This window comes from Actinocorallia sp. API 0066 (assembly GCF_020991275.1).
In the GTDB taxonomy this organism is placed as follows: Bacteria; Actinomycetota; Actinomycetes; order Streptosporangiales; family Streptosporangiaceae; genus Actinocorallia.
Genome location: NZ_JAJLQY010000005.1, coordinates 382134 through 394140 on the forward strand (window position 1 = coordinate 382134; position 12007 = coordinate 394140).

Annotated in this window: 5 protein-coding genes; 2 read left to right on the top strand and 3 right to left on the bottom strand. The window is 72.6% G+C overall.

Going from position 1 to position 12007, the window contains the following annotated elements; genetic code table 11:
• Window positions 1-36 precede the first annotated feature (36 nt).
• A complete protein-coding gene (gene ccrA, locus LO762_RS15390) occupies window positions 37-1353 on the bottom strand; it encodes a crotonyl-CoA carboxylase/reductase (protein ID WP_230615628.1) in 1317 nt (438 codons plus the stop codon).
• Entirely contained in the window at window positions 1346-7831 is a 6486-nt protein-coding gene (locus tag LO762_RS15395) for a type I polyketide synthase (RefSeq protein WP_230615630.1), read from the bottom strand. The genes ccrA and LO762_RS15395 overlap by 8 nt, the downstream gene beginning before the upstream one ends.
• A gap of 154 nt (window positions 7832-7985) precedes the next feature.
• Here LO762_RS15395 and LO762_RS15400 point away from each other — a divergent pair, with 154 nt between their 5' ends.
• Together LO762_RS15400 and LO762_RS15405 are read left to right on the top strand one after the other, a co-directional pair.
• On the top strand, window positions 7986-9557 hold the full coding sequence (locus LO762_RS15400) for an MFS transporter (protein ID WP_230615631.1): 1572 nt from the start codon (window positions 7986-7988) through the stop codon (window positions 9555-9557).
• The gene (locus tag LO762_RS15405; RefSeq protein ID WP_230615632.1) at window positions 9542-10780 is read left to right on the top strand and encodes a glycosyltransferase; all 1239 of its coding nucleotides are present in this window, start codon (window positions 9542-9544) and stop codon (window positions 10778-10780) included. Before LO762_RS15400 ends, LO762_RS15405 begins: the two co-directional genes overlap by 16 nt.
• 261 nt (window positions 10781-11041) lie before the next feature.
• Here the strand turns inward: LO762_RS15405 and LO762_RS15410 are convergent, their stop codons facing one another.
• Window positions 11042-11701: a slipin family protein gene (locus LO762_RS15410; RefSeq protein ID WP_230615633.1), complete on the bottom strand. Its 660-nt coding sequence runs from the start codon at window positions 11699-11701 to the stop codon at window positions 11042-11044.
• Window positions 11702-12007: the final 306 nt, after the last annotated feature.

Consider the following 12007-nt stretch of genomic DNA (forward strand, 5'->3'; position numbering starts at 1 on the left):
GACCAAAAGGCTTTGGTCCCGCCTGGGCCACAGGGTCTAGGAGCGGTAGAGGTTGATTTTCTCTTCGCCGATCTTGGCGCGGAGGGCGGGGTCGTCGATGCCGAGGCCCTCGGAGGGGGCGGCGCAGAGGACGGCGACCTTGCCTGTGTGCTGGTTGGTCTGGACGGCTCGGGTCGCTTCGCCCGCGCCGTTGAGGTCGAAGACCTTGGAGAGGGTCGGGTGGATCATGCCGAGGGAGATGAGGCGGTTCGTCTGGACGGCCTCGTGGTAGTTGAAGCCGTGTGAGCCGACGATGCTCTTCAGGCGCATCCACAGGAAGCGGTTGTCGTACTCGTGGCGGTAGCCCGTCGAGGAGCCGCAGGTGACGATCTTGCCGCCGCGCTTGGCGACGTAGACGGACGCGCCGAACGTCTCCGCGCCCAGGTACTCGAAGACGATCTGCGGGTCCTCGCCGACGGTCGAGCGGATCGCCTCGCCGAGGATGCGGCCCGCCTTGCGGGCGCGGAAGCCCTCGGGGCCGAGGCCCAGCTCGTTCCGGTTGATGACGTGCTCGACGCCCTGCCTGCGCACGAGGTCGGCCTTGTCCTGCGAACCGACGACCGCGACGGGGATGCCGCCGCCGTTGCGCACGAGCTGCGTCGCGTACGAGCCGAGGCCGCCCGTGCCGCCCCACACCAGCACGACGTCGCCCTGCTTCATCTGGGCGCCGTGCGAGCCCACGAGCATGCGGTAGGCGGTCGCCGCGCACAGGGTGTTGGCGGCGGCCTCCTCCCACGTCAGGTGGGCGGGCTTCTTGACGAGCTGGTTGGCCTTGACGACGCAGTACTCGCCGAGCGAGCCGAAGTTGGTCTCGAAGCCCCACGCGAGCTGCGTCTCGGTCATCATGCCGTCGTCGTAGGAGGCGTGGTCCTCCTCGTCCACGTAGGCCGGGGAGATGACGACCTTGTCGCCCACCTTCCAGTTCTTCACGCCGACGCCGGTGCGCACCACAACGCCCGCGCCGTCGGAGCCGAGGATGTGGTACGGCAGGTCGTGCCGGGCGCCGTACCAGCCCTGCTTGCCGAACTTCTCCAGGAACGCGAAGGTCGGCACCGGCTCGAAGATCGCCGACCAGACGGTGTTGAAGTTGATGGCGGCCGCCATGACGGCGACAACGCACTCGTCAGGGGCGATCTCGGGCATCGCGACGTCGCCGACGTGCAGGGACCTGCGCACGTCCTTGTCGGTCTCGCCCTCGAAGATGCCGACCTCCTCGCGCAGCGTGTACGCGGCGCGGAAGGACTCGGGCAGCGGGGTGTTCTGCAGCTCCTCGGGGGAGGCGCCGTCGATGACGGCCTGGAGCAGGTCAGACATTGTCGTTTCCTCTGGGTGAGCGCGCCGTGGCATGGGCAAGTTCACCGGCCAGATGCGCCGCGATGGTGTCGACACCGGGCGGGTCCAGCAGGTTCAGGTGGTGCGTCCCGACGACCTCCACGATCTCCAGGTTCGGGCACAGCGGCCCGAGCCCGTTGGTCGCGTCGAGGTCGATGTAGCGGGCGTCCTGGACGGCCCAGGGGGTGGGCAGCGGCGCCTTGTAGAGGATCACCCTGCCGTCGTAGGGACGGTAGGTGTACCTCTCCAGGGTCCGGGTGTCCTGGTGGGAGGTGAGCTGGTGGTGCAGGACCGCCGGGGGAAGGGACGCCATCACGGGTGCGGCCCGCTCGGCGACGAGGGCGAACATCTCGTCCTCGCTCTTGCCCGCCAGTTCGGCGTACTCCAGCTTCACCTCCGTCCCGTACGTCTCGGTCAGGTAGGCGGCGAATCCGGCGAACCTCTTGGCGAGGTTGTCGGCGTCGTCGTCGGTGGGCAGCGGGACGCCGCCGTCGAACAGCGCGACGAACTCGACGTCGTGCCCGGCGGCGGTGAGCTGCCGGGCCGTCTCGTAGGCGAGGGTCGCGCCGAACGACCAGCCGCCGAGCCGGTACGGCCCGGAAGGCTGGGTCTGGAGGATGTGCTCGACGTAGCGCGCGGCCCGCTCTTCGACGCTGGGCGCGTCCTCCCAGCGTTCGAGCCCGTAGAACGGCTGCGCGGTGCCGATGAGGGCGGCGAGCTGCTGGTAGCAGCCGGTGGTGCCGCCCGCAGGGTGCGCGGCGAAGAACGGGAGCCCGTCGCCGCGCGGTTGGAGGGGCCGCACGGTCTGCCGCGCGGCCTCGTCCTCGACCGCCCTGATGACGTCGGCGACGCCCTGGGCGGTCGGCTCGGCGAACAGCGCGAGCCGGTCGAGGTCGGTGTGCAGTTCGGCCTGGAGTGCGGCGTGGATCTGGTCGGCCTGGTGTTCCTGGCCGCCGAGGGCGAAGAAGTCCTCGGTGACGCTGACCTTGGGGAGGTCCAGGTGTTCTTCGAAGAGCCGGACGACGAGGCGTTCGGCGGCGTCGCGCGGCATCACGTAAGCCTCGTCGCGGCCTTCGCGGGCGGGTGCTTCGCCGAGGCCGAGTTCGCCCGCCGCCCAGTCCTCGAACACGTCGACGCTGGCGCCCTGGAGCAGCACGGCGGGCGGGACGGTCAGGCCGAGGTCGTGTTCGATGGCGCTCTTGATCCGGACCGCGACGAGCGAGTCGAGGCCGAGTTCGGTGAGCGGGGTCGCGGGGTCGAGGCGGCCCGCGTCGAAGCCGAGGATGGACGAGACCCGTTCCAGCACCCGCGCGCGCACGGCGGCACGGGCGGCTTCGGGGGCCATGGCGCGCAGGCCGTCGGGGCCCGGCCAGTCGTCGGCCGTCGCGGTGCGGCCCGCCGCTTCGACGAGCGCGGCGTAGAACGGCATGCGGCGGATCTCGGGGAACAGCTCGACGGCGCGGGCCGCGTCGAAGCGCAGGACGCCCGTGGCGGCCCGGTCGCGGGCCAGGAGCGCCTCCAGGGCCTCGACGCCTTCCTGGGGGCTGAGCGGCTCGATGACGGTCACGCCCGCCTCGGTCGCGCCGCCGACCTCCGCCCAGGTGCCCCAGTTGACCGTGGTGGCGGCCAGGCCGTGGGCGCGGCGGTGGGCGACGAGCGCGTCCAGGGCGGCGTTCGCGGCGGCGTAGGAGCCCTGCCCGGGGGAGCCGAGGAGGGCGGCTGCGGAGGAGTGGACGAGGAAGAAGTCGAGGTCCTCGGGGGCCGCCTCGTGCAGCCGCCATGCGCCCGCGACCTTCGGCGTCCACACCTTGTGCAGGTCTTCGGGGCCGATCTCGGCGAACAGCCGGTCGGCCATCCCGGCGGCGCCGTGCACGATGCCGCGCAGGACCCTGCCGCTTTCGGTGGCCGCCTTGACGAGGCGCTCGGCCGTGCCGTCGGCGGCGATGTCGCCCAGGACGACTTCGACCTCGACGCCCAGCGCGCGCAGGTTCTCGATCTCCTTGCGGGCCGTCTCGTCGGGGCCGGAGCGGCCCGAGAGCACGACCCTGCCGGCGCCGCGCTCGGCCAGCAGCCGCGCGGTCACCAGGCCGATGCCGCCGTACCCGCCGGTGATGACGTACGCGCCGCCCTTCCGGACCACCTTGCGCGGCCTGCCTTCCGGCAGCGCCGCCGCCGCGAGCCGCGCGGTGTACCGCTGCCCACCGCGCCACGCGATCTCGGCGTCGGCCCCTTCGCCCGCGATCTCCCGCAGCAGGATCCGCGTGACGGCCTCGTCGCCGGATGCACCGGAGACGGCTGCGGCTTCGGCGGGGATCGTGGCGGCCAGGGCCACGGCTTCGGCGGAGGTCGTGGCAGCGAGGGCGGCGGATTCGGTGGTGTTGGCGGGGAGGTCGAGGTGGGTCGCGCGGAGGCCGGGGCGTTCGAAGCCCAGGACGCGGACGACGGCGGGCAGGAAGCCCTGGCGGGGGTTGCCGGGCTCGCCGTCCAGGACGGCCCTCGCGCCGCGCGTGACGAGCCAGAGGCGCTGCGCGGTAAGCGCCTTGGCCGCGCCGACGACGGCCAGGACGAGGGCCTCGTCGGTCAGGTCGGCGGGCGGGACGAGCGCCACGTGCCGCGTCTCGGCGCTGACGCGGGCCCTGACGGCGTTCTCGGCGTCCGCCCAGTCGATGTCCCCGAGCACGACGAGACCGGCCTCGTCGGCCTCGTCAGCGGCGGGGCGCGCGTTGGTCGCACCGGGGTCGAAACCCACCGGGTCAGCGGCCGTCGTGGCATTGGACGGGGAGTCCGCCCCCGGAGTGGGGTGCCCCTTGCCGTCAATCCGGGGGGCGGGGAGGTCGGCGGGGTGCCAGGTGGCTTCGACGAGCTTCGCGGTCAGCGGGAGGGGGGTCGGGCGGGGGGTGAGGACGATGCCGTTGGCGTGCAGGAGGGGTGTGCCCTCGTCGTCGGTGAGGAGGAGGTCGGCGACGGCGCGGTCGGCCTCGCGGCGGATCACCGTGTGGCAGAGGCCGCCCCGGTGGGTGGGCCCGGCGACGCGCAGCGAGGCGATCGACTCGGGCAGCCAGGAGCCTTCGCCCGCTTCGGCGGCCGCGTGCTTCAGGCAGCGGTCCAGGACCTCCGGGTGGACGCGGTAGTGGCGGCTGCCCTTGGCGGCGCCCTCCACCCGCTTGCCTTCACCGGACGGCGCCGGGAAGGGCGAGGCTTCGTCCGTCGTCGTCTGGGCTGCCGCCACGAGGGCCCAGGAGCCCGCAGGCGTGCGGGCGTGGACGGCGACCTGCCCGTCCTCGTCCAGGGTGGTGCTCAGCTCCGCGTCGCCGTCCAGGGCGTGCAGACGGGGCAGTTCAAGCGCGCGCACGACGATCGCGCCGCCTTCCGCACCTGCTGTGCCCATCTCTCCTGCGGAGAGTGCCATCTCCGCAAGCGCGGCGGCCGGTAGCAGCGGCCCATCCCACGAGACGGTGCCCTGCCAGGCGTGCCTGTCCTCGCCGGGCAACTCGACGTGCGCCCCGAGCAGCGGGTGCGCGCCCGAGCCCGCGACGCGGCGGGCGCCGTCCGCCCAGTGCCGCTCGTGCCGCCACGGCGCGCGCGGCAGCGTGACGAGCGCGCCGTCGCCGGGCCCCGCGACGGTGTGGCCGTGCACGGCGAGCGTCGCGAGCTGGGCGTGGAAGGTGAGGGTGTCGTCTGTCTCCTGCCCCTTGGGCGCGCGCTTCAGCGAGTGCAGCACGTGCGCCCCCGAGCCCTCCAGGGTCTCGGCGACGGCGAGGGAGAGGATCGGGTGGGCGTTCAGCTCGATGAAGGTACGGTGCCCGTCCTGCGCGGCCGCCGCGACGGCGTCCGCGAGCCGGACGGGGTTGCGGAGGTTCGCCGCCCAGTACTCGGCGTCCAGCGGCGCCGACCCGTCGAGCAGCTTGCGCGGGTCCTCCAGCGCCGTCGTGTACATCGGCACCTCGCCGACGCGGGGCGCGAGGTCGGCCAGTTGCGCTCTCAGCTCCGGCAGGAGCGGGTCCACCTGCGGCGAGTGCCCTGCGCCCTCGGCCTTCACCTGACGCGCGAGGTATCCCCTCCCGGACGCCCAGGCGAGCACCGCCTCGATCGCGTCGGCCGCGCCCGTCACGACGGTCTGTTTGGGCGACGACAGCACGGCCGGGTGCACGGTGGGCCCGGTGTACTCCTGGAGTTCGGCCTGCCCGCACCCGACGACGGCCATCCCGCCGCCTCCGACGAGCGCCATCATCAGCCGCGACCTACGGACGATCACCTTGACGCCGTCGGAGAGGCTGAGCGCCCCCGCCACGACGGCGGCCGCGACCTCGCCCATCGAGTGCCCGACGACGGCCGCAGGCTCCACCCCGTAAGAGCGCCACACCCGCGACAGCCCCACCTGCACGGCGAACAGCACGGGCATGATCTCGGCCGGGCCCTCGGGCATCCGCCCGTCTTCGAGCAGCCCCCACAGGTCGAGCCCGGCCTCTTCGGCGAACAGCGCGTCGAGGTCGTCGATCGCCTCGGCGAACGCGGGCTCCTCGGCCAGCAGCGACTGCGCCATACCGGGACGCTGCGCCCCGTACCCGGAGAACACGAACACCGGCCGGGCCGGAGAGCCGACCGCCGTCCCGGTGACGACCGCCGGGTGCGGCACGCCCTCAGCGAGCGCGGTGAGCCCTTCGCGCAGCCCGTCCAGGTCGCGCGCGACGATCGCGGCCCTGGCCCGCCCGCGCGGGTCGCGACGGCGCAGGGTCGCCGCGACGTCCGCGAGGCCGCCGGGGGCGTCCTCAAGCGCGTCCAGGAGCGCCCTGGCGTAGCCGGGCAGCCGGTCGGCGGCGACGTCCGACAGCGGGAACGCGCGGACCGGCACCGCCTCGGCCGGCGCGGGCTCGACCTCGGGCGCCGCCTCCAGCCTGACGTGCGCGTTCGTCCCGCCGAAGCCGAACCCGGAGACCCCGGCGCGGCCGAGCCGCCCGTGGTCGGGCCACGCCGTCGGCGTGTCCGCGACGCGCAGGTTGAGCTCGTCGAACGGGATGTGCGGGTTCGGCTCGCGGTAGTGGATCGACGCCGGGATCAGCCCGTGGTGCAGCGCGAGCACCGTCTTGATGAGCCCGGCCGAGCCCGCCGCCGCCTCCATGTGGCCAAGGTTGGACTTCACCGAGCCCAGGAGCAGCGGCTCCGTCCGGCCGCCGCCCAGGATCTCCCCGAGCGCCCTGGCCTCGATGGGATCGCCCAGGAACGTGCCGGTACCGTGTGCCTCGATGTAGTCCACGTCGCGGTCGGCGTCGTACAGGTCGCGCAGCAGCGCCTTCTGCGCGTCGGCGTTGGGCGCGACGAGCCCGTTGGAGCGGCCGTCGGAGTTGACCCCCGTGCCGGTGACGACGGCGAGCACCCTGTCGCCGTCGCGCCGCGCGTCCGAGAGCCGCTTGAGCACGAGCACGCCGCAGCCTTCGGCGCGCACCATGCCGTCGGCGGAGGCGTCGAACGCCTTGCAGCGGCCGTCGGCGGCGGTGCCTCCGGCGGCGTCGAAGGTCATCGTGATGGTCGGCGACAGCAGGACGTTGACGCCACCCGCGAGGGCCACGTCGCTGTCACCGGCGCGCAAGGACTGGACGGCAAGGTGGGTGGAGACGAGTGACGAGGAGCACGCGGTGTCCACGATCATCGAGGGGCCGCGCAGGTCGAGCAGGTACGACAGGCGGTTCGCGACGATGCTGAGGGCTGCCCCGGTGGCGGTGAACGCCTCAAGCCGGGTCAGGTCGGAGGCGGTGAGCCCCGCGTACTCGGGCGCCGAGACGCCCATGAACACGCCGGTCCTGGTGCCGCGCAGCCGTGCGGGCGCGAGGCCCGCGTGCTCCAGCGCCTCCCACGCGACCTCTAGGACGAGCCGCTGCTGCGGGTCCATGACGGCGGCCTCGCGCGGCGTGATCCCGAAGAAGCGCGCGTCGAAGGCGGCGACGTCGTCCAGGAAGCCGCCGCGCTTGGTGACGTTCGCGAGCAGGTCGGCGATCTCGGGGGAGCCGTCGTCGAAGGCGTCCCAGCGGCCGTCGGGCACCTCGCCGACGGCGTCGCGGCCCTCCCGCAGGAAGCTCCAGAACGCCTCTGGGCCGTCGATCCCGCCGGGGAAGCGGCACCCCACGCCGACGACCGCGACGGGCTCGTCGGCGGCCCTGGCGGCGTTCTGGGCGGCCTGCACGGACTGCGCGGGGGCGGGCTCGGGCTCGGCGCCGCTCAGCGCGGCGGCGATCCGCGCGATGGTGGGGTGTTCCCACACGAGCGTGGCGGGCAGTGAGCGGCCGAGCAGCTCCTCCAGTTCGCCCGCGATCGCGACGGCGTCGCGGGAGGCGAGCCCGAACTCCTCGAGTGGACGGTCCACGTCCACCGCGTCGGCGGCGAGGTCGGCGCGGCGTGCTATCTCATGGACGAGGAAGTCCCGGATCTCGCCCTGGAGCTGCGGATCCCCGGTGCCTTCGGACATGAGCTCCCCCAACATGGGCATGGGCCGGTGCGAGCGACCACCTTGTCCTAGTTTGAGCACATCCCTCTTCGCATCCGGACCAAGAATCTCGGGTGTTCCTTATCACCCCCATGACAAGAGGTTCCCCACGGGTATATGGGTGAATTGGGGCTAAATGGGACGGGACAGGTATGGGTGGACGCTGACGGTCGTGGCCGTCAGCGCGTTCATGGTGACCTTGGACAACACGGTCACGAACATCGCCCTGAAGACCATCCGCGAGCATTTCGGAACAACACTTCCGACAGCCACCTGGGTCACCACGTCCTACATTCTGATCTTTTCCTGCCTGATGATCGCGGGCGGGCGGCTGGTCGACGTCTACGGGGTCCGCCGGATCTTCACCCTCGGCATGGGCACCTTCACCCTCGCCTCCCTCGGGTGCGGCCTCTCCCAGGAGCTGTCCCAGCTCATCGTCTGCCGCATCGTGCAGGGCGCGGGCGCCTCCCTCGCGCTGCCCGCGACGCTCGTCATGGTGATGAACAAGCGGACCGACAAGCAGAAGTCGCTCGGCAACCTCGTCTTCATCCTCACCGGAACCGTCGCCTCCGCCCTCGGCCCCACCATCGGCGGCATCATCACCGACGCGTTCAGCTGGCACTGGATCTTCCTCATCAACGTCGGCCCCGGCCTGCTCGCCATCCTGCTCGGCCTGCTCGTGCTGGACGGCAAGAGCGAGAACCGGCCCGAGAGCGTCGACCTTCCTGCCGTCCTCACCTCCGCGACGCTGCTGTTCTCGATCACCTACGGCGTGCACGCGGGCGGCGACGTGGGCTGGACCCACCCCAGCGTCCTCGCCGTCTTCACCCTCGCCCTGGTCTCCCTCCTCTCCTTTGTGCTCGTGGAGAAGTGGGCGCCCAACCCGATGATCACCACCGAGTTCTTCCGGAACAAGGCGTTCTCCGGCGGCCTGGCAGGCCAGATCCTGTGGGGCATGGGGTTCTCCGGCGTCCTCACCTACTCCGGCAACTTCATGCAGGACGTCCTCGGCTGGTCGGCGTCCCAGGCGGGCACCGTCTTCATCCCGCCCGCCGTCATCATCGGCCTGCTCACGCCGGTCGGCTTCTGGCTCGCCGGGAGGTTCGGGCCACGCATCCCCATCGGCACCGGCATGGTGCTCATGTCCTGCGGCCTCATCGCCTTCTCCGGCCTGCGGCAGGGCGACGACTTCGTGGACATCCTGCCCGGCATCATCCTCGTCGGCGCGGGCTCGGCCCTCACCATGCCGCTCGGCCTCTACGTCCTCAAGGCGGTCCCCGAAAGCCGGACCGGCGTGGCGGGCGGCGTCATCAACGTCGGCCGCGAGATCTCCGCCGCGCTCGGCATCGTTGTGCTCGGCGCCCTGCTCAACGCCATGATGCGGTCGGCCAGGGAGGAGGGCTCCGACCCCGTCGAGGCGATGGAGCGGGGCTCGTCGGCGGCGCTGCTGCTCGGCGCCGCGATCGTGCTCGTCGGCGCGGTGATCGTCGTGTTCACCCTCCAGCGCAAGAGCGAGCTCACCGACAAGACCGAAGGCGCGGCCCCGCCCCCCGAGCCGTCGTCCGTCACGTCCGGCTCGTTCCCGGTCATCCCGGACTGGTGGGGTACCAACCGCAAGGCGGAGATCCCCTCCGCGTGGCCCCCTCCCCCGCCTTACAGTCCCTATGAGACGACGACGGAGGGAGACCGCACATGGGCCGGAAGGTAGTCATCTTCGCCGCCGGGTCGCGGGGCGACCTGCAACCGTGCGTCGCGCTCGGCCGGGGCCTGGCCGACCGGGGCGACGAAGTCCGCGTCATCGCCTCCGCCGCCTACGAGGGGCTCATCACAGGCGCCGGGCTCGGCTTCCGCCCGCTGTCCATCGACCCCACCCGGATCGTCGACTCCCCCGAGGGCCAGGAGCTGCTCGGGGGCGGCCGCAACCCCGTCCGGTTCCTGCGCGGCGTCAAGCGGATCGCGGCGCCGCTGGCCGAACGACTGCTCGCCGAGGTGACGGACGGCACCGACGGGTCCGACCTCATGCTCGCGCCCACCCTCGGGTTCCTCGGCGCGCACGTCGCCGAGCACCGGGGCATCCCGCACGCGCTCATCCACTTCCAGCCGTCCCAGCCGACGGGCGCCTTCCCGCATCCGTTCCTGCCCGCCGTCCGGCACTTCGGCCCGTACGCGAACCGGCTCACCTACGAGGCGCTGGACTTCGTGACGTGGCAGTTGACCCGCCCGTTCCTCAACCCGTGGCGGACCGGCCGGCTGAAGCTCGAACCGCTGCCCCTCGTCGGGCCGGGCCGTGACGTCAGGGACGCGCCGGTGCTGTGCGCGTTCAGCCAGGTGCTCGTGCCCCGGCCGACCGACTGGGCGGCGAACGTCAAGGTCACCGGCTTCTGGTTCCTGGACCAGCCGCACTGGGAGCCGCCCCCTGAACTGGTCTCCTATCTGGAGTCGGGCCCGCCGCCCGTCTACGTCGGGTTCGGCAGCATGCGCCCGGCCGACCCGGAGGAGACGACCCTGAAGATCCGCACGGCCCTCCGCCTAGCGGGCTTCCGAGGTGTCCTCCAGGGCGACCCCGCGACCTCCGAGGACGACATGCTGGTGGTCCGCGACGTCCCCCATAGCTGGCTCTTCCCCCGCATGGCCGCCGCCGTCCACCACGGCGGCGCCGGCACCACCGCCGAGTCCCTCCGCGCCGGTCTCCCCACCCTCGTCTGCCCCTTCTTCGGCGACCAGCCCTACTGGGCCGACCGAGTCCACGCCCTGGGCGCCGGCCCCCGCCCCCTCCCGGTCAAACACCTAACCGTGGAATCCCTGACCTCCCGCCTACGCGACCTCGTCACCACCACCCGAACCACCCGCACCCGAGACCTCGCCACCTCCCTCAACGCCGAAGACGGCGTAGCCCGAGCCTGCGAGTCCCTGGACCTCCTCCAACCCTGACCCCTCACCGAGCGCGTCAAGGTACCGGAACATCTCTTCGGCCGAACCGTGCACGATGCCCCGGCCGTCGCGCAGCTCCGCGTCCGCCTCGCGTTCACCCGCGAGCCACTCCGGGGTGAAGAACCACGCCTGGCAGGCGGGCATCGACCGCGTCTCCTCCGATTTCACACTCTCTTGGTACCAAACGCCTCCGCCCCCTGCCCCGGACATGCGCAGGACGGCCCCGCGTGGTGGCGGGGCCGTCTGCTGGACGGGCCGGGGTCAGGTGGCGGAGGGGCGGGTTTCGAGGACGAGTTTGGTGCCGGGGGTGGTGGCGGCCTGGAGGGTGCGGAGGTGGAGGAGGGACGGGTGGTCTTCGAGGAGGCGGGCGGTGTTGGCCAGGGAGCGGAGGGCGGCGGCCTCGGCTCGGGCGCGCTCCAGGTCGGCGCGGCCCTGCTCCCTGGCGAGGACGGTTTCCAGGGCGGCGCGGCGGAGTTCGCCCGGCAGCATGACGTCGCGGATGGCGACCTCGGAGACGACGACGCCCAGCTCGGGCAGGTCGCCGACGACAAGGGCGGCCAGGCCCTCCGACAGGCGGGCGCGCTCGGCCGTCAGCTCGGCCAGGGAGGCCGCGGAGACGACGTCGCGGACGGCGTCCTGGACCCGGTGGTAGAGCACGTGTGAAGCGTCCTGGGCGCCCGTGGTGAAGGCGACGGGGTCGGTGACCGTCCACCCGGCGACAGCGCTGAGCCGCAGCGCCAGGCCGTCGGACGTCAGCAGCTCCTGGCCGGAGACGTGCAGCATCCGCGGCCTGATGTCCACCGCGATCGTGGTCGTCCGGCGGGCGCGGCCGATCCGGTGGCGGCCGGGCGCCAGCAGCCGCTGGAACCTGCCGTCGCGGTACAGGAGCGTGCGCTCCCAGTCCATGACCGTCACGCGCATGCGGTCACCTTCTTCCGTTCCTTGGGAGAGAGCGTCCCTTCCCCGCGCCGCGGACGGCGGCGGGGGCGTCCTCCCGAAGGAGAGCCCGCAGAGCCGCACGCCCGCTCGTGGCGCGTGGGAAGGGACGCCGGTGAATGAGGATTCGAACCTCGGGCCTCAATGCCGTTGCCAGGTGAGACGGCGGGGACAACGCGGGGAACGCGGCCCGGTGATGCCCGGAGCGCCCCTCTTCCCTGCCGCGTTCCCCATGGTAGGAGCCGACTCGTCGCCGTTCCACGGGTTTTTCCGGCGCGCCCCCGGCAAGAT